The sequence below is a fragment of the Kineosporia sp. NBRC 101677 genome (assembly GCF_030269265.1).
In the GTDB taxonomy this organism is placed as follows: Bacteria; Actinomycetota; Actinomycetes; order Actinomycetales; family Kineosporiaceae; genus Kineosporia; species Kineosporia rhizophila.
Genome location: NZ_BSTA01000001.1, coordinates 1197642 through 1221513, shown reverse-complemented (window position 1 = coordinate 1221513; position 23872 = coordinate 1197642). Strand labels below are relative to the sequence as shown.

The 23872-nt window shown below is 71.3% G+C and carries 14 protein-coding genes; 2 read left to right on the top strand and 12 right to left on the bottom strand.

What is annotated here, in order from left to right:
* Positions 1 to 11: 11 nt before the first annotated feature.
* The 8 genes from trxA to QSK18_RS05460 form a co-directional block, all read right to left on the bottom strand.
* Complete coding sequence (gene trxA, locus QSK18_RS05495) at positions 12 to 347, bottom strand: thioredoxin (protein WP_232811459.1); 336 nt, start codon at positions 345 to 347, stop codon at positions 12 to 14.
* Positions 348 to 492: 145 nt separating this feature from the next.
* A complete protein-coding gene (gene trxB, locus QSK18_RS05490; protein WP_232811458.1) occupies positions 493 to 1515 on the bottom strand; it encodes a thioredoxin-disulfide reductase in 1023 nt (340 codons plus the stop codon).
* 115 nt (positions 1516 to 1630) lie between these two features.
* Positions 1631 to 3169 carry an RsmA family anti-sigma factor gene (locus QSK18_RS05485; RefSeq protein ID WP_285616867.1) on the bottom strand — a complete coding sequence of 513 codons (1539 nt, stop codon included), beginning with the start codon at positions 3167 to 3169 and terminating at the stop codon, positions 1631 to 1633.
* A gap of 2 nt (positions 3170 to 3171) precedes the next feature.
* The gene (sigM, locus tag QSK18_RS05480; protein WP_285616864.1) at positions 3172 to 3942 is read right to left on the bottom strand and encodes an RNA polymerase sigma factor SigM; all 771 of its coding nucleotides are present in this window, start codon (positions 3940 to 3942) and stop codon (positions 3172 to 3174) included.
* Positions 3939 to 8120 carry a hypothetical protein gene (locus QSK18_RS05475; protein WP_285616862.1) on the bottom strand — a complete coding sequence of 1394 codons (4182 nt, stop codon included), beginning with the start codon at positions 8118 to 8120 and terminating at the stop codon, positions 3939 to 3941. Before QSK18_RS05475 ends, sigM begins: the two co-directional genes overlap by 4 nt.
* A gap of 247 nt (positions 8121 to 8367) precedes the next feature.
* Positions 8368 to 11025 (bottom strand): murein biosynthesis integral membrane protein MurJ, encoded by a 2658-nt coding sequence (gene murJ, locus QSK18_RS05470; protein WP_285616860.1) that lies wholly within the window; start codon positions 11023 to 11025, stop codon positions 8368 to 8370.
* Positions 11022 to 13673 (bottom strand): DUF6049 family protein, encoded by a 2652-nt coding sequence (locus QSK18_RS05465; RefSeq protein ID WP_232808842.1) that lies wholly within the window; start codon positions 13671 to 13673, stop codon positions 11022 to 11024. The genes murJ and QSK18_RS05465 overlap by 4 nt, the downstream gene beginning before the upstream one ends.
* The gene (locus QSK18_RS05460; protein WP_232808841.1) at positions 13670 to 14155 is read right to left on the bottom strand and encodes an NUDIX hydrolase; all 486 of its coding nucleotides are present in this window, start codon (positions 14153 to 14155) and stop codon (positions 13670 to 13672) included. The genes QSK18_RS05465 and QSK18_RS05460 overlap by 4 nt, the downstream gene beginning before the upstream one ends.
* Before the next feature lie 49 nt (positions 14156 to 14204).
* Between QSK18_RS05460 and QSK18_RS05455 the strand changes: the two genes are divergently transcribed.
* Both QSK18_RS05455 and QSK18_RS05450 read left to right on the top strand, forming a co-directional pair.
* Positions 14205 to 15722 carry a CCA tRNA nucleotidyltransferase gene (locus QSK18_RS05455; protein WP_232808840.1) on the top strand — a complete coding sequence of 506 codons (1518 nt, stop codon included), beginning with the start codon at positions 14205 to 14207 and terminating at the stop codon, positions 15720 to 15722.
* 468 nt (positions 15723 to 16190) lie between these two features.
* Positions 16191 to 18434 carry an FHA domain-containing protein gene (locus QSK18_RS05450; RefSeq protein ID WP_285616856.1) on the top strand — a complete coding sequence of 748 codons (2244 nt, stop codon included), beginning with the start codon at positions 16191 to 16193 and terminating at the stop codon, positions 18432 to 18434.
* Positions 18435 to 18437: 3 nt separating this feature from the next.
* On the opposite strand, the gene QSK18_RS05445 is transcribed toward QSK18_RS05450, so the two are convergent.
* Genes QSK18_RS05445 through dnaB form a run of 4 tightly spaced genes read right to left on the bottom strand, consistent with a single transcriptional unit; the run spans position 18438 to position 23683 of the window.
* The gene (locus QSK18_RS05445; protein WP_232808838.1) at positions 18438 to 19811 is read right to left on the bottom strand and encodes an MFS transporter; all 1374 of its coding nucleotides are present in this window, start codon (positions 19809 to 19811) and stop codon (positions 18438 to 18440) included.
* A gap of 37 nt (positions 19812 to 19848) precedes the next feature.
* Positions 19849 to 20364 carry an endonuclease V gene (locus QSK18_RS05440; protein WP_285616853.1) on the bottom strand — a complete coding sequence of 172 codons (516 nt, stop codon included), beginning with the start codon at positions 20362 to 20364 and terminating at the stop codon, positions 19849 to 19851.
* 50 nt (positions 20365 to 20414) lie between these two features.
* Complete coding sequence (locus QSK18_RS05435; protein ID WP_285616851.1) at positions 20415 to 21296, bottom strand: phosphotransferase; 882 nt, start codon at positions 21294 to 21296, stop codon at positions 20415 to 20417.
* Positions 21297 to 21301: 5 nt separating this feature from the next.
* Positions 21302 to 23683 carry a replicative DNA helicase gene (gene dnaB / locus QSK18_RS05430; RefSeq protein ID WP_232808835.1) on the bottom strand — a complete coding sequence of 794 codons (2382 nt, stop codon included), beginning with the start codon at positions 23681 to 23683 and terminating at the stop codon, positions 21302 to 21304.
* Positions 23684 to 23872 lie beyond the last annotated feature (189 nt).

The window sequence follows — 23872 nt, the reverse complement described above, 5'->3', positions numbered from 1 at the left end:
GTGAAGTCGGATCAGTTCAGGTAGTCCGCCAGCTCACGGAGCAGGATCGGCTTCGGCTTGGCGCCGATGATCGACTTCACCAGTTCCCCGTTCTGGTAGACGTTCAGCGTCGGGATCGAGGTGATGCCGTACGACGAGGCCACCTTGGGGTTCTCGTCGGTGTTCACCTTCACCACGGTGATCTCGTCGTGCGCGGCGGCGATCTCGGCCAGCACCGGCGCCACCTGCAGGCACGGGCCGCACCACGGCGCCCAGAAGTCGACCAGCACGGGCTTGTCGGACTTCAGCACCTCGGCATCGAACGTCTCGTCCGTGACGGCCTTGGGTGCGTTCGTCGTGTCAGCCATCGGTTCTCCTCGAAAGTGGCGGGCGGTAAAGCGATTTCAGACGTACCAGGACCAGGTGGGAGACCGGGGCCCGGACGATGATGCCGGACCTGGAGGGTCACGGCGGGCAGGTCGGGGCCGCGAGTTGCGGGCCCGACCAGGTACTTCAGTGGACCACGGAACTCCAGTTCGCGACGGTCTCGGCGCGCTCTGCGGCCGCGCTGGCCACCGTGCCCTCACCCAGGCCGGAGGTGACGTCGTCCACTGCGGCCAGGAAGCGCTCCGCGTCGATCGCGGCGGTGGTGCCGGAGGCCGCGGCGGTGATGGCCTGCTGGTACTCGTGGTCGACGACGTCGCCGCAGGCGAACACGCCGGGCACGCTGGTGCGCGAGGAGCGGCCCTCGGTCCTGATGTAGCCGGCGTCGTCCAGCTCCAGCTGGCCCTTGATCAGCTCGGTGCGCGGGTCGTGGCCGATCGCCACGAACAGGCCGGTGATCTCCAGGTCGCGCTCCTCACCGGTGACGGTGTCGCGCAGCCGGATGCCGGAGACCTTCGCGTCGCCGTGGATGTCCACGACCTCGCTGTTCCAGGCCCAGCGGATCTTCGGGTTGGCCGTCGCCCGCTCCTGCATGATCTTGGAGGCGCGCAGCGAGTCGCGGCGGTGCACGACAGTGACCGAGCGGGCGAAGCGGGTGAGGAAGGTGGCCTCCTCCAGGGCGGAGTCGCCCCCGCCGACCACGGCGATGTCCTGCTCGCGGAAGAAGAAGCCGTCACAGGTGGCACACCAGCTGACACCGTGGCCGGAGAGCGCCTTCTCCTTCGGCAGGCCGAGCTCGCGGTAGGCGGAACCGGTGGCCAGGATCACCGACTTGGCCCGGTAGGTGGTGCCGTCGTGGAGCTTGACCTCCTTGATGTCACCGGTGGCGTGCAGCTCGGTGACGTCGTCGGGGATCAGCTCGGCGCCGAACTTCTCGGCCTGGCTGCGGAGCTTGTCCATCAGCTCGGGACCCTGGATCCCGTCCGGGAAACCGGGGAAGTTCTCCACCTCGGTGGTGTTCATCAGAGCGCCGCCGGAAGTCACCGAACCCTCGAAGACCAGGGGGTTCAGGCTCGCGCGGGCCGCGTAGAGAGCCGCGGTGTAACCCGCCGGTCCCGAACCGATGATAATGACGTTCCTGACGTCGCTCACGTCTTCTCCAAGTCCAGTGCCTAGTGCCTGATGCTGTGCAACCGCGTGGGCGGTCGTGGTGTTCCCTGTCCCACCCGCCCGCCGGTGCCCCGGGAAGCACCAGGTCAGTGGGGCCTCACGAGTCCACCTCGACGACGTCGATGGTGCCGTCGGCACCAGGTTGACAGGTTCTGGCCACGATCCACACGTCGTACCCGCCGCTGGTGCCCGGCAGCACGATGAGCGCGGCCTCCTGGCCGTTGTAGGTGGCCAGGTCGACGGCGACCGGCTGGGAGTCGGCCCGGTCGATCGCCTTGAGGCAGGCCTGCAGGGCCGCCGGGTCCTTCAGTATCTGGTTGCCCTGGGGAGCGCTCTGCGGCGCGCCCGACTCCTGCGCAGGGCTCGCGGAGCCGTCCTCCTGCGCACTGAGAGTCTGGTCACCACTTTCACCAGAGGACGATTCGGCCGGGTCGTCGAGGAGCGGCTGGTTGCGCTTCTGCACGAGTTGGCCGACCTGGGAGCCGAGTTCGGCCTTCTGGTACTTCGTGCCGGTCTCCAGCACCGAGGCCAGCACCGGGCCGGCCTGTGAGTCGGAGGCGCTCGCGGCACCGGAGGACATCTCGTCGGCCCCGCTGCCACCGCCGCGGATCTGCCAGGTGACCACGCCGCCGGCCAGAGCCATGACCAGCACCACCGCCGCCGCGATCTGCGGGGAGATCCGGGGCCAGCGCGACGGCTCGTCGGCCTTCTGTTCCTCCAGGGCCTGCCGGCGCACGCGGATGGCCTGGGTCGAGTCCATCCGGGTGAGCTTGGCCGGGCCCTTGTCCCGGACCGGGCGCATCACCTGGGTGATCGAGGAGGTGTTGTCGGACGGCGGGGCGACGGCGCGACGGCGTTTACGGACGGGTTGCGTCAGTTCCGGGTCGGGTGCGTCTTCGCGTACGGCTGGGTGCAGTGCAGTGGGGCTCTCGGCGGGGTAGGCCGCCTCGTTCTCTTGGCGCTTGAACGAACGCACGCGGTAGGACGACGTGTTGGGTGCCGCCTGAGCGCCCTGGCCGAGTTCGGCCGGCCGCTGGGGGTTCTTCTGCGTGGGCTGCACCGGTTGCTGCGGGGTCTGGCGCGGGTCCTGGGGGACCGGGCCGGTGGCGCGCGGGCCCTGAGGGGTGGGGCCGGTCGGGTTCGCACCTTGGGGATGCTGGGGATGCTGGGGATGCGCGCTTTGGGGGTGTGCGCCGGTAGGGCGCTGGCCCTGAGGCAGCGGGCCGGTCGGGCGGAGGCTCTGGGGCTGCGGACCGCTGGGGTGGAAGCCCTGGGGCTGGGGGCCGGTCTGGCCGGCGCGGGTGCCTCGTCGGAGAGGGCCGGTCGCTGCCTGCGGTGCCGGTGCCGCCTGCGGCGGTTGAGCGGCCTGCGGAGACTGGGCGCGGCGGGGCATGGGCTGGGGTTCCTGGCCCTGCCGGGCGGCGGCGAAGGCCTGCTCGAGCCGGGCCATGACCTGCGGCGGCATCGCCTCGCGGGGTGCCTGACGCAGCAGAGTGCGCACGCTCTCGGCGTCGGACAGCACCTGGGAGCACCGCGCGCAGGTGAGCACGTGGGCCTCGACCTGGCGGGCAGCGTCGACCGGCAGAACGTCGGCGGCAAGGTCGGCCAGGAGCTCGTCTTCCGGGTGGGCGGGCATGCTCACCAACCTTCTCCTGCTCGGCTGTGTCCTCGGGGGGGCTCCTCCGATGTGACGCGGCCGCTGCCTCTGTGGTTCCCCGCCGGATGGTCCGGCTCTGCGTCGTACGGATCGTTCCGGTAGGGGCTCGGTCGCGCCTCACCGATGAAACCGGGCGCCGCCGTACCGGCTCGACCGGCGCGGCGATCACGGGCCTGACCTGCGGTGGGAGCGTTCTGCGGGGCGGCCTGGCCGGAGCCTGCGCCACGGAGCAACTGGGCCAGCGCGACTCGGGCCCGCGAGCACCGGGACTTCACCGTGCCTTCCGCCACACCGAGCATCTGGGCGGCCTCGGCCACCGGGATGTCTTCCAGGTCGACCAGGACCAGGGCCACGCGCTGGGCCTCGGGCAGCTTGGCCAGGGCGCTGCGCACGTCGAGGCGGGCCACCGTGGCGGCATGAGCGTCGGCGCCGGCCACCACATCGCGCTCGCCGAGCGGCACGCTCGGCCGGGCCGCCCGCCGGCGCAGTCGGTCGAGGGAGGCGTTCACCACGATGCGGTGCAGCCAGGTGCTCACTGCCGCGTCGCCGCGGTAGTGGTCGGCGTACCGCAGGGCCGACACCATCGCGTCCTGCACCGCGTCGGCCGCCTCTTCGGGATCGCCGGTGGTACGCAGGGCGACGGCCCACAGGCGGTCGGCGTGCCGGCGGACGATCACCGAGAACGCGTCCGGGTCGCCGGTGAGGTGGGCGGCGATCAGACGACGGTCGTCGACCTCACCGTCGTCACTCACGTCAGTCGCACCTCGGAGACTTCCATCCGGTACCCGCTCTCCACTGCCGGGAGCTCGGTGAACCACAAAATGACGTACTTCCCGGCGTCGGCGTCTTCCTTGGCGTCGACGGTGACCGTGCCGTTCTCGAACGACCCCGAACCGATTGAGGTCGAACCCTCGAACTCCGGCTCGTCGGCGGTGCGCAGCTGAACGCGCCCGCCGGTTCCGGCGACATCGATCTCTGCGGAGCTTACCGCCGTAGTACGCCTCAACTCGATCGCCAGCCCCAGGCCTTTCTTCAGCCCCCCGAAAGCTGCGCTCTGGTACCGCTCGGACTCCCAGAAGGTGTCCTCGTCGCCGTCGACCGCGCGGGCCGCGCCGGCCGAGCGCTCGTCACCGTCGCCGAGCGGATCGATGGCGGTGACCGCCTCGATCTCGACGACCACGGGCTCCTCGGTGGGGCTCGGAGCGACCGGGGCCTCGGTCTGGGCCGCCTCTTCCTGGGTCTTGCTGGCGATCGGGGCGGTGGTGAGCACCGGACCCTGCTCCCGCGGACCGGCCGCGCTGTCGTCGGAGCCGGTGAACAGGCCCCGCAGCGACCAGGCGGCGACCAGGAGCAGGACGGCGAACACGATCAGGACGCCGACCAGCACCTTGCGCGACTGGTCCTTCGGCGGGGCCTCGGGCGGGATGACGATGGAGAACGGCCCGCTGGACTCCAGGGCCGAGGGCGGGCCCACCGAGTGCGGATTGGGCGACCAGCCCTCTTCCCAGGGCAGCCGCGAGTTCGCGGCGGCCGAGGCGCGGCCCTCGGCGGGGCCACGGTGACGACCAGGACCGGCAGCGCGCTCGGAACCCATCCCGGCATGCTGTCCCGCCTCGTGCGGGGACGCCAGTTCACCACCGGGCGCGTCGCCGGCGGATGAGCTGGGTGATGCGAACAGTGACGGTGGGGCACCCGGGACCACCGGCCGGGCCGTGGGAATCCGGTCGGGCGACGGGGAATTCGACTCGGCCTGGCCCGGGCCGTAACCCAGAGCCGGGCCGAATCGCTGGTTGCGGTCTGAGCCGAAGCCCTGGCCGGCGCTCTGGCCGAAGTCTCGGGTGGTGTCTTCGCCGTAACCCTGGCCGCCCCGGCCGTAGCCGGCCGTCTCGCCCTGACCTTGGGCGAAGCCGGCAGCGGCGCCCTGGTCCGGGCCGAAACCGGCGGCGGAGTTCTGGCCTTGCCCGAAGCCCGCGGCGGTGTTCTGGCCCTGACCGAAGCCGGTGGCCGAGCTAGAACCTGTACCGAACGCCGAGCCCGGGTTCTGCCCTTGCCCCGGGCCGGACCCGGCGCTCTGCCCAGGCCACTGGCCCTGGGCAGAGCCTTGGCCGAAGTCTGAGCCCGGATGACCCGGTGCCTGTGGGGCGGGGTCTCCGATCGGCCGCGAAGCCGGTCGGCCGGCCCGCATCCCGGCTGCGGTGCGGGCTGCTGCAGCCGTGGCGATCGGGCCACTGTCCAGCGGGTTTGCCGCCGGGCGGGTGCGCGGGGGCTGGGCGAACTGGGCCGGCTGAGCCGCTCGACCCGACTGCTGAGGACCACCCGGCTGCGAGGAGTGACCCGGCTGCCCGGCCGAGCGCGGCTGAGCAGCCTTCTTGGCCTGCTCGAGGGCCTGCAGCGGCACGGGAATGGCCTGGGTGTCGACCGCGGGGCTGATGTCACCGAAGAGAGCTTCGGTGCGGCGACGGTTCTTGCCCAGGGGAGGTAGGGGCATTGAACCGGTCATGGCCACGCTGGGGGTGGGGAACAGCGAGGCGGTGCGGCGCGCGGGCCGACCGTCGGAGCCTGGCTGGCCTGCGCCCTCGGGCCGACTTCCTTGCTCAGGCCGGTTCTGCGGCTCTGGGCGGTTCCGGGTTTCGGGCCCGCGCGGCTGAGTGGTCCGAAGGCGACTGGGCTGGGGGCGACCCTGTTGGGGCCGACCCGACTCGGGTTGACCAGGCTGGGGCTGACCGGGCTGCGGCAACCCGGGCTGCGGCAACCCGGGCTGACCCGGCTGGGGCTGGTGCAACCCGGGTTCAACTGGCTGGGGCTGGTGCAACCAGGATTGCCCCGGCTGGGGCTGGCCTGGTTGGGGCTGGCCCAGCTGGGGGCTACCAGACTGGGGGTAGTGGACCTCGGGCTGGCCAGGCTGGTGCTGACCAGGCTGGGGCTGACCAGGCTGGGGCTGGCTGGCCGGGGCCGGGGCCGACCGGGCCTGATCCTGTTCCGGCCAGGCCGTCTGGGCATGATCGGGCAGAGGCTGGTTCAACCGGCCCCAGGTCTGCTCGGCCCAGCTCTGTTGCGCCTCCTCTGCCCCGGGGGGACTCGGCGGCGACTCGTTCCCGTAAGCCTGGGTCGGCTGCGACTGCGGCTGCGGCGCGGACGACGTGGCCTCGGGCTGCCCCAGGCCGGGCTGCATCGGCCTGGCGCCGGTGGCCGGATTGCTCACCGGACGCTGGGGGCGCAGCGGCGCGGCCATCAGGGGCGGGGCTGCCCGCTGATCCGACTGCCGGTTCGGGGCGAGAGATTCACCGCGCCCCTGCCCCTGGAATCGCTGGGGGGTGGGGGCGGGCTGCAAGGGGCTGGACGACGACCGGCTCGGATAGCCGCCCTGCGGCGACTGACTCGACTGGGAACGGCCCTGGGGCTGCTGCGTGGGCCGAGGCTGGGGTGCGGGCTGAGGCTGGGGTGCGGCCGACTGCTCCGCGGAGTCCTCGCCACCGAACAGTGCGTCGGTGCGCTTACTGCTCTTGACCCGGGGCGGCAGCGGCATGGAGCCCGTGATGGCCACGCTGGGGGTGGGGAACAGCGAGGCCGTGCGCCGGGGAGCGCGGTCCTGCCCAGCCGCCGGTGCCGACGGCCGGGCCGGCCGGGCCTGCACATCGGGACGGGTCTGGCTGGGGCGGGTGACGTCTTCGGCGGGAACCGGGCGATGCGTGCTGGCGCCGGTGGGCCACGCCGTGGGGCGGCGGTTCAGCGTGAGATCGGGCCGCTCGGGCGGGTCGGCGGCCTCGGCGCGCATCGGCGGAGCCACGTCGCGCCGCAGCGGAGCGAATGCGCCCGCAGCGGGCGGCCGTGTGGCGTCGGGATCGGGCCTGACCTGCCCCTGATCGCGGCGGCGCGGGTCGAACAGTTCACCACCCGCAGGCGGCCAGGCCGACACGGTGCGGTCAGGATCGTCCTCAGCCGAGGCGGCGGGGGTCATGGGAGAAACCTGACGGTTGGGCGCGGAATGCTCGCTGGGAGATCCGGGCGAGGACGAGGGGGCGCCGGTCGGCCCGGAGGTGACCGGGCCGCCGGGACGGAATCCGGAGCCTGGGGTTTGCCCGCGGTGCGAGCGCCCCCGCATGACCAGGGCCGGGTTGGGGGTGACGGGGGTGGCCGGATCGCGCGGGCGGGTGGCCGGGCGCAGCGGGGCCTCTTCCGGGGTGGGCCACGGTGAGAGCAGGCCCACCACCTCGGCCGGGGTACGCGGGCCGTTGTCGAGCGGGCCCAGCGTGAGCAGGCACAACCGGTTCAGGTCGCCGGGGATGTCGGGCACCAGTTCGGCCGGAGCGATCGGCCCACCGCCGTTCGCCCGGGGCGCCGGCGGGAACCCCGCGTCTTCCAGAGGCCAGCGGCCGGTGAGGCCGGCGTAGAGCAGGGCGATCAGGGCTACTGCGTCGGTCCGGGTGGCCTGGGTGGCCCCGACCGGCTCGAGACCGGCCCCGGCCGCCTCGACGGCCACGCCGGAGATCTTGACCGTGTTGTCGTAGCAGACGATCACCGAGCGCGGGGTGAGCCGCAGGTGGTGCAGCCCGCGGGCAGCGGCCCCGCGCAGGCCCTGGGCCACCTCGCCGATGATGCGCCGCACCACCGGTGGGGCCAGCGGGGAGCGCTCGATCAGGGTGGCCAGCGAGTCGCCGTCGACATGACTGCTGACCACGAAGGTCAGGTCGCCGTCGGTGCCGACGTCGAGGACCCGGACCAGCCGGGGGTCGTCGATCAGGGCGGCCCGCCGCGCGGCGTCGGCCACGTCGGGCGAGTACGGGTGGCCAGGGCGCATCACCCGCACCGTGACGGGACGCTCGAGCGTCAGGTCGGCGGCTCGCCAGACCGACGCGTCGGTGTTGGCGTGGTACCTGTCCTCGAGCCGGTAGCGGCCCGCCAGGACGGTGCCCCGGGTGGCGTTGGACAAGCCCGGCGCTCCTTCCAGCCCGATGGCAGCAGAATCCGCGTACATGTGAGACCTGTGTCGATCGGTGTCACTCGGCAGCAGTCAACCCGATGGGCCGGTGCTGCGGCGAACCGCGGTACGGATCCGTATTCCATCGTAGTTGGCCCACTCGCCCGGAACGAGGTGTCATCCACATCACGACACATTCGCCACCATTGCGCCCGGCGACGGCGAACCGCCAGAACGCAGGGTGACGAGCAGCGGAGCCTCAGCGGGCGTGCCGGGCCAGCTTCTCCGGCGAAGAGGGCAGCCGGCGCAGGACCGGGCCCATCACGTCCTCGATCTCGGAGACCCCGAGTTGCCGCAGACCGGCCACGAAGATGGTGAGCAGGGCCAGGCCGCCGATGACGGTGGCGATGATGCAGGCGATCCAGCCGTCACCGATGATCGCCTCGGTGGAGTGCGCCAGCAGCCAGGCCACCCCACCGCCGATCGCGGCCACCACGATCATCTCGGCGTAGGCCCGGAACACCTGGTGGCTGTCCAGGTCGCCGAACCGCCGCCGCAGGATCAGGTACGACAGGGCGGCGCCGACCAGGTTGGACGCCGCCATCGAGACGCCGACGCCGACAACGATGTACTCCGGGGCCCGGTCGCGCAGCAGGAACAGCGCGATCACGTTCCCGGTGGCCCAGGTGCTGCTGGCGGCGATCTGGATGAAGAACGGCGTCTTCGCGTCCTCGAAGGCGTAGAACACCCGCTGGAACAGGTACTGCGCACTGAACGGGATCAGGCCCAGCGCCATCCCCATCACCACGTAGGCGATACCGGTGGTGTCGGAGCGGTCGTTGCCCGGGAACATCGAGGCGGTGATGTACGGACCCAGCGCCAGGATCGCCGCAGTCGAGACTGTGGTGGCCAGACCAGTCAGCCGCAGACCGAGCGAGAGGTCGGCCCGGACGTCCCGGATCCGGTTCTCCGCCGCAGCGTTGGACATGCGCGTGAACAGCGCCGTGACCAGCGAGACGGCCACCAGTGAGTGCGGCAGCATGAACAGCAGCTGGGCGTTGTCGTAGATCGCCTTACCGGTGGAGAACGAGGCGTCCGGCCGGTCCTTCAGCAGTTCGGCCGCGGAGGTGGTGACCCTCGAGATCACCACGAACGCGATCTGCTGGACGACGACCGCGGCGAAGGTCCAGCCGGCCACGCGGCTGGCCGAGGCCAGCCCCACCCCGCGCAGCCCGAACCGGGGGCGGTAGCGGATCCCGTTACGGCCGAGCAGCGGGATCAGGATGAGCGCCTGCGACGCCACGCCCAGCGTCTGGCTGGCCGCGAGCACCATGATCTTGGTGCCGTCCCAGGTCGAGACCAGCTGCGTACCGGTGCCGTACATCCCGATGAAGACGGCCAACCCGGCGATCGACACCACGTTGTTGATCACCGGGGCCCACATGAACGCCCCGAACGAGCCACGGGCGTTCAGCACCTGCCCGAGCAGCGTGTACAGGCCGTAGAAGAAGACCTGGGGCAGACACCACAGCGAGAGCGCAACGGTCAGATTGAACAGGTCAGGGTCGGAGCTGTAGACCTTCACCAGCAACGGCGCCGCCAGGATGACCACGACGGTGACCACCGCCAGCAGTCCGAGAGCCGCGGTGAGCAGGCGGTTGATGTAGTCCTCGCCGCCGTCTCGCATCTTGCTGGCCTTGGCGATCTGCGGCACCAGCACTGCGTTGAGCACACCTCCGGCCAGGAGGATGTACAGCGCGTTGGGCATGATGTTGGCGACCGAGAACGCTTCTGCGGCGCCGTCACCGTTCGGCTGTACGGCGGCCACCAGGACAGCGGCGCGGACAAATCCGAGGATGCGCGATACAGCCGTACCGGCGGCCATCAAGGCGCTGCTACCTAGCAGCGAGGAGGTCCGGGAGGCAGCCTTGGCCGGCGTCTCTTCCTCGACCTCGACCGGCTCTTCGATCTCCGGCTCGGCATACCCACGTTCGCGCTGACGCGGCGGAGGGGCGACCGGGGGCATTGGCCGGCGCGGGGCACGCGCGATCGGCGCCCGGATGGCCTGGATCGGCTGAGTGACGTCGGCGGGCAGCGCCGGGCCTTCCAGCCCCAGCAGGTTCAGCGAGCCGGTCAGCTCGGCCGGGTCGAGGCCGGAGAGGTCGTAGTGGCGTCCGGGCGGCGTGGAGGGCGGCGTGGCGCGCCAACCCCTACGAGTGGACGTCCGTGGAGACGGGGTCTCCGGGTCGAGTGGGTGGAAGTACGGCTGGTCGGGGTCGGCTTCCGCATCGCGCGCCTGGTCGTAGGGCTCGTACGGGGCCCGGGAGCCGGCGCCGTCGCGCGAGTCGGCCGACGCGTACTCGTCGAAGCGCTCGTACTGGCCACGATCGTCCTCTGTTCGAGGATCTTGCCCGTAGGCGACCGGGCCGCCCTGACCCTGGCGAGGCGCCTGCTCAGGGCGGTACGGCCGGACCCGCCGGGTCGGCTCGGAGGGGGAGACCTCCTGCTGCCCCTGGCGGCGCGCCCGCCGGGGGCTGTCCTGTCGCATCGGCCGAGTGGGCTCGGCCGGGGCCACCGGTTCGCCCGAGTGCGCCTGGTACGGCTGCTGCTGGTCGTAAGGCTGGTCGTAGGGCTGCTCATAAGGCTCGGCGGGCGCCGGTCGGCGCCGCGAGCTCTCCGGCGGCCGGTTCCACCACGCGTCCGCCGGCTGGTCGTACCCCTGCCGTCCGGACTGCTGGTCATCGTGCTGAGCCACGTACTCGGCCTCCCGCTGTGCCGCGTACGGGTCTTCGGCGTACGGGTCCGGCTGCACCTGCTCGTAGGGCTCTTCGTGCTGGTTGTCTGCCCGCCGGGGTCGCAACGGCCGATCCGGGTCGTGAGGAGGGTGCGCGGCATCGTCCGGCCGCCACCCGCTCACCTGTTCTCCTTCGGCATCGTCGGGCTGCGACGCTCCGCTCCCTTCGCGGTCATCGTCGGTACCGAACCGGACTTCTGCTCATGCATACCCTGGGCCGGACCCGGATTCCCGGAGGCAGATCCGGTGCCGGGTGTGCGGCCTTCCTCGCCCCCACCCCTGGAGCCTTGTGGACCCGAGAACGTTGCGCCACCGGAGGCCGGACCTGGTGCGCGATCGGTCACACCCAGCTGGGCGGAGCGATCCGGGAGGTCGGGGATGTCTCCCAGCCGCGCGATCGGCCGGGCGGCCGGGCGCTGGGCCGCCTCCTGCCGGGCCGTCTCGGCGGCGGCCTCGCGAGCCGCCTCCCGGGCCGCCTGACGGGAGGCCCGGGTGACCTCGTCGTCGACGTCGGGGACGGTGTTCAGCGGCACCTTGGGCCGCTTGCGGTTGCGCCGGAAGCTGCGCAGCAGGCCGACCAGCAGGAGCAGACCGAGGACGACGGCCATGCCGATCATGCCCCAGCTCTCCCAGTTGGGCCGGACCTTGACCTCGAAGGTCTGCGGCGAGCCGACCACCTCGGCGCTCGCCCCCTCGCCGGCCAGCAGCGAGGCGTCGACCAGCACGTCGCCGGTGGCGATGGCCCGGGCCTCGACCCGGAACGTCTGCCGGTGCTGGGCCGCGATCGTGACCGCCTCGGGCTGCTTGGTCACCTTCAGCTGCCCCGACCGGGCGCGGAAGCTCACCGACACCCGGACCGGGTAGTCGGTGTCGTTGACCACCACCACCGAGATCGGCGCGGACCGGGCGGTGAAGACCTTGTCGTCGCCGATCGACAGCTGCACGCCGCCGGTCAGGCCGGTCACGTCGTTCATCACCGTGCGCCGGGCGTCGGCCTGGTCGTCCAGGTCCGAACGCCAGGCGAACGACAGCAGCGAGGCGATCCGCTGCTCCAGCCGCCGCACCACGTCCTGGTTCTCGATCAGCGCGGGGGCGATGCCGTCGAGGTCGCGGTCCATCGCCTGGGCGGTGCTCAGGTTGCCCTTGGGCAGCTCGGCCCGGCCCGCCTTCTTGCCGTAGGTGTGCCCCGCCCGCTCCACCGGGGTGGCCGCGCCCAGGTTCTTCAGGCTGCTCAGCTCCACCCAGGAGGCGTCCCGCAGGGCCGCGGTGAGCCGCTGCACGTTCTGCGGGCTGGGGTTCCAGTCACGCGGGGCCACCGCCAGCACCTGCCGGGTGCCCGTGTCCGGGGCCGGTTCGGCGCTGATCGCGGCCAGGGTGGCCAGCATCGTCTGCGTGGTCTCGGCGCCCTGGTCCTGCCCGGCGCCCTCGAACAGGCTCGACAGCTCCGGGTCGTAGAGCAGCCCGGTGAGCTCCTTGTCCTTCGCGGCCAGCCGGCTCGTGCCGCTGGGGGTGTAGTCCAGCTCAGGCTTGGGCTGCTGCTGCGCGGCGGAGAGGATGACCGACTCGTGCCGGGTCGCCGCCAGACCCTCGAGCGCCTGCTTGGAGATCACGCCGTCGGCCGGCCAGGCGATCCGGGAGAACAGGCTCTTGCCCAGCGCCTCCTGCTCGATCGTCTCGCCCAGCTTGTCCGACTGGCGCAGCAGGCTCGGGCTGCTTCCGCCCTTGAGCAGGGAGTTCAGGTCGGTGTCGGCGTACGGCAGGCCGATCACGGTGCGCTTCGCCCGGCCCTGGGAGATCCGGTTCAGCCAGGCGCCTCCGGCCGTGCTCGCTGCCTCGCTGCTGATGCCCAGATCGGTCAGCTCCGAGGTCTCGGCGGTGGCGCTGGGCTTCCCGGCCGGACTGCTGGGGCTCGCCGAGGCCTTGGGCTCGGGGGTGGCGGCGGCGTCCTCTTCGGTCTCCTCGGTGATCCCGTTGTCGCGCAACGCCATGGCGGAGGCCAGCAGGGCCGGGTCGACCGCCCAGCCGATCGCCGGGTCGTCCGAGGCGGTCAGGATGTTCGAGAGCCGCGAGGAGGGCAGCAGTTCGGCCGCGGCCTCCTCGGTGGGCAGACCGGCCGTGGTGGAGGGGACGGTCGAGGTGAGGGCGGCGAGCATGGTCAGGCCGACCTTGGCCTCGGCGTTCTCCGGGGCCCAGATCACGGTGGAACGCAGGGTGTCCAGCTGCTTGCCCTGGGCCGAGGTGGCGACCAGCGAGAACGGCCGGGGCCCGAACGAGCTGCTGTAGCTGGACAGGCCGATGCTGCCGGCCTCCACGGTGAAGCTGAACGAACTGCTCCCCTTGGCCGGGACGTTCTTCAGCGTGACCTGCTTCAGAACCGCGCTGGTGGTGGCCACATCACCCTTGCTCACCCAGTCGGTGACGGCGTCCCGGCCGGTCAGCGCGGTGTAGCTGAACCGCAGCGCGACATCGAGATTCTTCACCGCCCGGTTGCCCGGATTACGCACCGTGCCGCTGACCACCAGGTCGTCCTGGTAGGTCAGCGAGGTGGGACTCACCTGGGTCAGCGCGAGCTGGAGCTTCTTGCCCTTGGGGGCCTTCGGGGCCGCTTCCTGCGTCACCCGGGCCACGACCGAGGGGGCCGGGGTCTGTCTGCTCACCCCCGCATCCGCCGCCTGGGCAGGCGAAGCGGCCGGGCCCAGCAGGCCCAGCGTCACGGACAGACCGATCACACCGGCGCCGAGTCCCTGGCGCAGCCTCGCCAGTCTTCTCACGCCGAATCCAGGAGTCGCACACTCGCCTCACGGGCTATCCGGCGTTCGTTCGGGAACGCCAGTCGTTCGTCCATTTCACCGAGCGGGACCCAGGCCACGTCGATCGCCTCGTGGTCCGGATCTCCCTCGGTACTCAGCTGACCTCCGGTGGCCAGCAAAAGGTAATGATGCACGTGCTTGTGAACCCGTTTGCCCTCGACCGAGAACCAGTAGTCGATCGTGCCCAGACCGTGAAGGATCCGGCCCTGGATCCCGGTCTCCTCCTCGATCTCCCGCACCGCCGCCTGCTCGGGTGTCTCGTCGAGCTCGAGATGGCCCTTGGGCAGGCACCACTCGACCCGCCCGGCCCGGTTCAGCCGGGCGATCACAGCACCGCGGGGGGTGGGATGCGAACGGTCGACGACCAGGCCGCCGGCCGAGGTCTCCTCCACGGTCGGCAGCGACCGGCGCGGCCCGTGCGGGGGCCGTGAGGGTCGGGGCATGCCGTCACTGTAACTACCCTGGCGCACCCATCTGGCACGCTTGGGGCTCGTGCCACAGACCCCCTCCGACCACCTGACCGACGCCCGACGGGCGGCGGTCGCACGTCTGGTCCCGCTGCAGCCCCTGCTCACCGACCTCGGCTCGGTCTTCGCCGCCGCAGGTCACAGGCTCGCGCTCGTGGGTGGGCCGGTGCGGGACGCGCTGCTGGGCCGGCAGAGCCCGGATCTCGACTTCACCACCGACGCCCGCCCCGAAGAGACCATCCGGCTGCTGCGGGAATGGGGCGACGCGCACTGGGACATCGGCAAGGCCTTCGGCACGATCGGCGCCCGCAAGGGTGACCACGTGGTCGAGGTCACCACCTACCGGGCCGACGTGTACCGCGAGGACTCCCGCAAGCCCGAGGTGGCCTTCGGCGACACGCTCGAGGCCGACCTGCTGCGCCGGGACTTCACCGTCAACGCGATGGCCCTGGAACTACCCGCACTCACCTTCGTCGATCCCTACGGCGGGCTGGAGGACCTGGCCGCCCGCCGGCTGCGCACGCCCGGGGCGCCGGAGGTCTCGTTCGGCGACGACCCGCTGCGGATGATGCGCGGGGCCCGGTTCGCGGCCCAGCTCGGCTTCGAGGTGGCCCCGGAGGCGGTGGCGGCGATGACCGCGATGGCCGCGCGGATCTCGATCGTCTCGGCCGAGCGGATCCGGGTCGAGCTGGAGAAGCTGCTGCTGGCCCCCGACCCCCGGCCCGGGCTGGAACTGCTGGTCTCCACCGGCCTGGCCGCCCAGGTGCTGCCCGAGCTGCCCGCGCTGAAGCTGGAGATCGACGAGCACCACCGGCACAAGGACGTCTACGAGCACTCGCTGATCGTGCTGGAGCAGGCGATCGCGCTGGAGGACGGCCCGGACGGCCCGGTGCCCGGACCGGACCTGGTGCTGCGCCTGGCCGCGATCCTGCACGACATCGGCAAGCCGGCCACCCGTCGCTTCGAGGCGGGCGGCGGGGTCTCGTTCCACCATCACGAGATGGAGGGCGCCAAGCTCACCACCAAGCGGATGAAGGCCCTGCGCTTCGACAAGGACACCACCCAGCAGGTCTCCCGTCTGGTGCAGCTGCACCTGCGCTTCCACGGCTACGGCGACGGCGCCTGGACCGACTCGGCGGTGCGCCGCTACGTCACCGACGCCGGGCCGTTGCTGGACCGGCTGCACAAGCTCACCCGTTCCGACTGCACCACCCGCAACAAGCGCAAGGCCGCCCGGCTGGCCTCGGCCTACGACGACCTGGAGCGCCGGATCGCCGAGCTGCGCGAGCGGGAGGAGCTCGACGCCGTCCGGCCGGACCTGGACGGCAACCAGATCATGGAGATCCTCGGCATCCCGGCCGGCCGGGACGTGGGCCGGGCCTGGAAGTTCCTGAAGGAGCTGCGCCTGGACCGCGGGCAGATCGGCCCGGACGAGGCCCGGGAGGAACTCGTGGCCTGGTGGGAGCGCGAGCGGGCGGCGACGGCCGACCCGGAAGGCGCAACCGCCGCCCCTTCGGGCGGCGATTCCACTCAGTCGGCCTAATCGTTAGCTATCGGATGTCGGGAGCGGGCGCGCCGCCGGGTCGGGTCGGGGACTATGGAGGAGATCCGATCCGCCGAATGTCCAGAATATGGACACCGAACGGGTGGTGCCGTTGCTGAGACCGACTGGTGATCACTTTGAGTTACTGATTGGTTTTCCCGTGAGGTGCGCGTTCATTCGCAACAATTGAGTGGTGTCACGGCGCGTCCGAGGGTTGCCGATAGCCCGATGGGGTAAGCCTGGTCGGTTTTCTTTTGGCTCGCCGTTGGCCTCCGGGCCAACTGGACTCTAGAGTTGCGGGGCCTCGGACAGTTGAGGCGAGATCAGGCGCAACCCGTTGTACGAGGCAATACACAACGCAGAGCGACCAAGTCGTTACTAGTAAGGGGAGGAGTCATCGTGCAAAGCGGGATCGCCTATGCCGCAGGGCAACTCCTTGCCGTGGTCGCGCCGAGAACTGTGCTCGTCGTGGACGCGCCGACAGACTGGTCGCTGGCCGGTCCGTTGTGGGAGCTGGCCCTCGACGACGCACCCGTCGACGAGATCCTCGACGTGCTGGTCCGGCGGGGCATTCGCACCGCACCCAGCTTCGCCATCGTCCGGGTCGAGGTGGACGCCGTGCGCGCCCTCGTCCGGGGCAGCGTGCCGGTGTGCTTCGAGCGGGCCGGGGAACCGGTCCGGCTGGACGCGACGGGCGCCACCACCTGGCTGGAGGGCCTGATCTCGGGCGCCCACCGGGTCCTGGTGGGCGACGTCGACGCCGGCGCGGAGCTGCCCTACACGGTCGCCACCGGAGTCGTGCTGGTCTCCGGCCTGGCCCTGAACACGCTGATCACTCCCGAGAACGCCGACAGCGACGCCCCGGCGAGCATCACCGAGGCGCCTGCCGAGGCCGTCCCGGCCGCTGCGGCCACGGCGCTCGAGGCCGCCCCGGCCGACGACGACTCCGCCCCCCTCAGCCTGGCCTCGGCCGGTGCCTCCGACCGCAAGGTCGTCGACCTGACCGAGGACGAGGAACCCCGCACCCCCGCCTACTCCGGCGCCCCGGGCCCGGAGGCCCGGCAGGGTGGCTGGGGCTCCCTCCCCTCCCGCACCGGCGGTTTCCAGCGCGAGGTCAACGGCCACGTGCCGTCCGTGCTCGACTCCCCGGCCACCGGCACCCCGCAGCCGTCCATCGGCTCGGGTTCCGGCTCCTCCACCCCGGCGCCCACGCCCACCTCGTTCTTCGGGTCCGGCGACAGCAACGACGACCCGGGCGAGCTGCACGACGTCGAAGGTGCTTCCGACGCACCCGAGGGCGAGCAGGCCCGGTCGTTCGACTTCGACGACCTGCTCACCGACGACTCGCCCAAGGGCCCGTCGCCGGCCGACCTGCCGAACCCCGAGTCCGGCAGCATCGACATCTCCGGCCTGAACGGTCACGGTCCGGGCGTGCCGCCCAAGCCGCGTCCCGGTGGGGCTCCGGCCGGCTGGCCGCCGCTCTCCGACGACAACGAGCCGTTCTCGGCGTTCCGCTCCGAGCCGTCGGCGCCCGAGGCCCCCGCGGCGTCCCCCTCGTGGGGTGCGCCCGAGCCGGCGCCCAGTGCGTTCTCGCCGGAACCGTCCGCGCCCAGCGCGTTCTCACCGGGCCCGTCGGCCCCCAGTGCGTTCTCGCCCGAGCCGGCGGCGTTCACGCCCGAGCCGGCCGAGCCGGAGCAGCCCGCGCCGTCCATCGGCGACCTGCCGCTGCGGGTCCGGGGTCGTTCGCTGCGTCCCGAGCACCAGGTGCCGCCGCCCGGCCCGAGCCAGCCGAACTCCCCGGTCAACGGTTCCCGCATGCTGGGCAACCCGGCCGACCGGGCGCCGCAGGGCGGGGCCTCGATCTTCGAGCCGCCGGCTGCGCCGATGCCCGACGAGGACCCGTCCGAGGTCTCCCGCGTCGACCTGCCCCCCGCCTTCTTCCGCGGTTCCCGCAACCAGGCCGAGGAGCAGGAAGAAGACTTCCAGCCCGACGCTCCGAGCTGGGGCGCCCAGGACGACAACCCGTGGGGCCCGCCCGGCCAGTCCGGTCAGGGTGGTCAGGGTGGTGGCTTCAACGGCTCCGGCTTCAACGGCCAGGCCCCGGCCTTCGGCGGCCCGGCCCTGCCCGGGACGTTCCGTCCCGGCGCCGAGGGCGAGGAACCCGAGAACGACCTCGACGAAGGCCCCCTGGCCGAGAACGACCAGGAGCCCGAGTCGGCCGAGCAGGAGGTGGAGGCCCAGCGTGAGCCCCCGCGCCTGCTGGGGGTCTGGTGCGACGCCGGGCACGTCACCTCGCCCGACCGTTCCGAGTGCCGGGTCTGTGGCCTGACCGTCCCGCCGCAGGCGCCGATCCTGGTCGCCCGCCCGCCGCTGGGTGTGCTGGTCTTCGACAACGGCGACCGGATCGAGCTCGACCGCCCGGTCGTGCTCGGCCGCGACCCGAAGCCGCAGGCCAACTCGGCCGACCCGGAGACGCCCTACCTGCACGCGGTGGCCAGCTCCACCGGCCAGGTCTCGCGGACCCACGCCGAGATCCGGCCCTCCGGCTGGGACGTCCTGCTCACCGACCTGGGCGCGATGAACGGCACCGCGCTCACCCTCCCGGGTGAGTCGCCGCAGGCCATCGACCCGGGCGTGCCCACCCTGATCACCCCGGGTGCCCGGGTGGACCTGGGCGGCGAGACCGGCTTCGTGTTCGAGGTCGAGGGCTAGGCCCTAGTCACCAAAGTTCCGCTGACGAGCGGGGGTCCGGTCTTCCGGGCCCCCGCTCGTGCTTTGCACCTCGGCGGCAGCCCGCTGCCGGTGCTCGCGGTAGGTGTACGCCACCGCGGCCACCCCGAACAGCAGAGCGATGTCCATGAACACCATCTGTGAGTAGCCGTCCTCCGGCAGCAGCATGATCGACAGGCCGGAGGCCGACACCAGGGCGACGTTGAACACGACGTCGTAGAAGCTGAACACCCGGCCCCGGAACGAGTCGTCGACGTCCTTCTGCAGGATCGAGTCCACGCAGATCTTGATGCTCTGCCCGGTCAGGCCGAACACGAACGAGCCGAAGTAGAGCAGCCAGAGCGCCGCGTCGGCGACGAAGAAGGCCTGCACCATCGCCGCGACGGCCAGGCACACCCCGATCCAGCGCCAGGCGCCGATGCGGGCCGCCATCACCGGGGTGATCAGCGCAGCTCCGGCCACGCCCACCCCCAGAGCAGCGACCACCTGGGCCAGCAGGGTGACCCCGGCCTCCGGGTTCGCCGGATCGCTGAAGTAGTTGCGGCACAGCAGCATCACCGTGATGGTCATGATCCCGTAGCCGATCCGGTGTGCGCCGATCACCGCCAGCGCGTTGGCCACACTGCGCCGGCTGCGCACGTGCTGCGCTCCGGCCCGCAGATCGCCCAGCACGTCGCGGGCCACGGTGCCGAGCGAGCGGACGTTCAGGGGCGCGCTCTGATCCGGCCCGAGCAGATTGCGGGGCATGCGTAGCGCGAGCAACGACGCGGTGGCGTAGGCCAGCGCCGCAATCACCACGATCGTGGCGTCGGTGCCGTCGCCTGGCCCGAGCAGGGTGCGCAGGCCGAAGCCGATCGCCCCACCGAGCATCGTGGCCACGGTGCCGCAGGTCGGCGACACGGCGTTGGCCATCACCAGTTCGTGCCGGGGCACCACGTGCGGCAGTGAGGCACCCAGCCCGGCCAGGAAGAACCGGTTCACCGACAGGCAGGCCAGAGCCGTGAACAGTACGGCCGGACCGACTCCGATGGTGAAGATCAGTGTTGCCACGGTCAGCACCATGAGTGAGCGCACGGCGTTGGCCAGGAGCAGCACCTGCCGACGCGGCCAGACGTCGAGCAGGACGCCGGCGAAGGGCCCGATCAGGGTGTACGGAACGACCGTGACCACCGCGGCCAGAGCCACGGCCGTAGGGGTGGTCGCCCGTTCCGGGGAGAAGAAGATCAGGCTGGCCAGGCCCACCTGAAAGGCGCCGTCACCGGCCTGGGACACCAGGCGCACGGCGAACAGCTTGCGGAAGTTGGCACCGCGAAGCACCACCATCAGGTCGGACAGGAAGGATTGTTGGGTCCCTGGCACTCGACAACCCTAGGCCGCAGATCCGCTCCTGGCTCGATCAGACCGGAGGGAGCCCTCGCGAGAGCCGGTCCACCGCCCGCAGCGCATCGGGGATCCGGTGGGGGCCACTGAGGCGTTGCACGAGGGTAGCTGCGTCTTCCGGGGGCATACCGGCGGCGGTGACGTGCAGCGGGCGGGCCGAGGCGCCTCGCCGCACCTCCAAGGCGTGTTCTGCGGTACGGAAGGCGGTCTTGGCCACCCCGACCACGGTGATACCGAACTCGCGGTGCACGTAACGCCCCATCCCGGGGGTACCGGCCGGATCAAGGTCCACAAACCCGTCCACCACCAAGAGGTGAGGCAGTTCGGTCAGTTCGGCGAGGACAGCGCGGACGGCCGGAAGCTCGCGTTTGTAGAACTGGCCCGGCTCGTAGGGGGCCACCTCGTCCACCATTGACACCCGAGTGCCGGTGATCCGCGCGAACTCAGGGGAGTCGCTGAGAACCAGCGCCGCGCGGGCGCCCCCGCTGGGTGGGTAGCCGACATCGACCGCCGCGCGCACATCGTCCCCCATCGGGCTTTCGGGTTCTTCTGGGAAGCAGGAAAGTACCGTGTTGGGCGAACTCAGCTCAGGCGCTGCTCGGCCAGATCGAACCACTGCTGGACTTCGGCGGGCGCGTGGTGCCGGATGGCCCAGTCGCTCATCCGCAGGCTCATGTGCGCCCAAGCCGGATTGAGGACGTCGGTGGGCACCTGATCAAGAACGTCGTCGAGGCGGCTGGTCACCTCGGGGTCAGCCCGGTTGTTCAGGCCGAATCGCAGGGTGACCAGGTCGAATGCGCGATGCCCGCGGGCGGCGCCGTCCCAGTCGACCACGCCGGTGATGATTCCGTTCGAGGCCAGCAGGTTGCCGGGATGGAAATCCAGATGGACGACGTCGTCCCCGGCCATGGTGGGATCGGCGGGGGTAGCCGCGATGCGGCGTTCCAGTGCAGCACCTCTGGCGCTGTGCTGGCGCAACGGTTCGTGCAGGCAGTAGCCCGGCCCGTCTTCAGCGAGGTAAAGGTGCACCGGGGGAACATTGGGGTGGTGCCGGAGCAGTCCGGCCTGCCGGGCGTTGAGCTGCAGGGCCTGGCCGAGCAGCGCTGCGTCGAACCGGTCGACCGGGGCTCCGGGCATCAACTCCTGCACCATCACCACGGCGTGCCCTACCTGCGCCGCGAACTCGACCGCCGGGACCGGAAGCCCGGCCGCCCGAGCGCTTTCCTGCACCGCCAGCGGCCCGGCCCGCAGATCTTGCAGACGAGAGTGCGGCTGCCATTTCAGCACTGACCGGCGCCGCCGGCCTCCGACCGGCTCCCAGCGGACGAAGGCAGCACCGACTTCCCCACCGGCACAAGGACCTTCGACTTCGAGCCGGACACCGTGCTCGATGCGTAGCCGGGCGGCGAGGCCTTCCGCATCGAGCTTCTCAGCCCGCTGCCAGCCGCCCCGCCGCTCGTCCACAAGACCTACTGAGCCATGTCCACGAAGCGCGAGTAGTGACCCTGGAACGCCACGGTGATCGTGTCGGTCGGGCCGTTACGGTGCTTGGCCACGATGAAGTCGGCCTCACCGGCGCGCGGGCTCTCCTTCTCGTATGCATCCTCACGGTGCAGCAGGATGACCATGTCGGCATCCTGCTCTATAGAACCGGATTCGCGAAGGTCGGACATGGCCGGCTTCTTGTCGGTGCGCTGTTCCGGACCACGGTTCAGCTGGCTCAGCGCGATCACCGGCAGCTGCAGCTCCTTGGCCAGGAGCTTGATCGCCCGGGAGAACTCGGAGACCTCCTGCTGCCGGCTCTCGACCCGCTTGCCGCTGGTCATCAGCTGGAGGTAGTCGATGACCACGAGCTTGAGGTCGTGCCGCTGCTTGAGCCGGCGGCACTTGGCCCGGATCTCCATCAGCGACATGTTCGGGCTGTCGTCGATGAACAGCGGCGCCTCGCTCACGTCGCCCATGGTCTGGGCCAGCCGGGTCCAGTCCTCCTCGCGCATCGTGCCCTTGCGCATGTTCTGCAGCGGGATCCGCGCCTCGGCCGAGAGCAGGCGCATCGTGATCTCGTTGCGCCCCATCTCGAGGCTGAACATCACCGACGTCATCCGATGGTGAATTGCAGCAGAACGCAGGATGTCCAGCCCGAAGGTGGAGTTGTGGGTGGGGATCATCGTGCGGCCGGCCAAGTAGAGGTGGGACGCGTTGTCTACCTCTACACAGCGCACCGGCACGCTCGGCACCGGCCGTACGGCGGTGATGAAACGCGAGTCGCGGCAGTGGAAACGGCGAGCCATCCGGTCTTTGTGCACCAAGTGCTTGCGCTCGAGGTGGAAGACCCGGTCGTCGGTGGTGAAGTTCAGCGTGTGGGCCACGGACGAGTCCTTGCGGCGGCCCTTCACCGCCTTACGCATGACCGTACACCGGTAGCCGAGGCTGATCACGAGCTCCTGCACATCGAGGGCGAGCTGCTCGTTGGTCACCGAGAACTGCACCGAGCCGGTGGAGTGCACCGTGCCGTCGGTGTCCAGGAGCCCGGCCAGCAGGTCCCGACGCTGCGTCTCAGACGCTCGCAGGTAGTCGGCGGGGATGTGCTTGTTCCCGAGCACTCCGATGGTGCGCAGACGGCCCTCAGGCAGACGCAGCGAGTACCGCAGGCTGTGGCTGGCGCTCGGGACCACGTCCAGGCCGTCCTGCTCCAGCCTGATCACGATGCCGGGATCGGCCGAGGTGATCTGGGCCGCCGCGCTCGTACCGTCGCCGAGCCAGGCGCCCAGCGTGTATGGCGGCACCAAAAGGTCTTTCGGGGCGAGCTCAAGAGCCTCGGCGTTGCGCACACTGTGGTTGAGGCGTCGGTCGGCGCTCTCACAGCGAAGGGTGGCGGCGATCTGCGCGGTGGTGCGGACCTCGGCGGCGACCCGGCTGCCGGAGCGGCGCGATGCTCTGGTCTCGGTGAGCCACTGGTGCTCCGCGTCGGCCACGATCTTGCTGCCGTCGGAGAACTCGACTTCGTAGCAGGGGCGTTCCAGCAGTACGTCGGTGGCGGCCACCACGCGGGTGGGCCGGCCGTCGGCGCCGATCAGCTCGTCACCCACCTGGACGGCGCCCATCGTGGTCCAGCCCGCGGGCGTGGGCAGCGCAGTGTCGAGCGCGAGCGCCTTACCCATCGCCGGGCGGGCGGCGATGATGATCATCTGGCCCGGGTGCAGGCCGTTGGTGAGGGCGTCGAGGTCGGCGAAGCCGGTGGGGACGCCGGTGAGGCCGTCGCCGCGGTGGCTGGAGGCCTCGATCTCGTCGATCGCGCCCTCGATCACCTCGGACAGGGCCGCGTAGTCCTCGCTGGTGCGGGCCTCGCTGACCTTGTAGATCTCGGCCTGGGCGGAGTTCACGATCTCTTCCACGTCGCCGCCGCCGTGGCCGTCGGCGCCGTTGTAGCCGAGCTGCACGATGCGGGTGCCCGCGTCGACCAGGCGGCGCAGGACGGCGCGCTCGCGGACGATGCGGGCGTAGTAGCCGGCGTTGGCCGCGGTGGGGACCGAGGAGATCAGGGTGTGGATGTAGGCCGGGCCGCCGACCTTGGCCAGCTCGCCGCGCTTGGTGAGCTCGGCCGCGACGGTGACCGCGTCGGCCGGCTCGCCGCGCCCGTACAGGTCGAGGATCGCGTCGTAGACCAGCTCGTTGGCCGGCCGGTAGAAGTCGGTGCCTTTCAGCTCCTCGACGACGTCGGCGATCGCGTCTTTCGAGAGCATCATGCCGCCGAGCACGCTCTGCTCGGCCGCCACGTCCTGCGGCGGGGTCCGGCCGAGGTCCGGACCGCCGCCGGAGTCGGACGGCACCGGCAGATCAACGATGGACATCGAACCCTCTTCCCAGCTGTTGCCCTGCACCAATCGCCACCGGCCGGGAGGTACCCGGCCGCCGGGGCGACGCGGCTCAGTCAAGCGGAGAGGTACGACAACCTTGCGAAGGGCGCCACACCGGCCACCCTTCGAGTTCGTCGTGGAACCCGCTGACTGTGCGGCCGACTCGACCCATGAGCAGGCCCC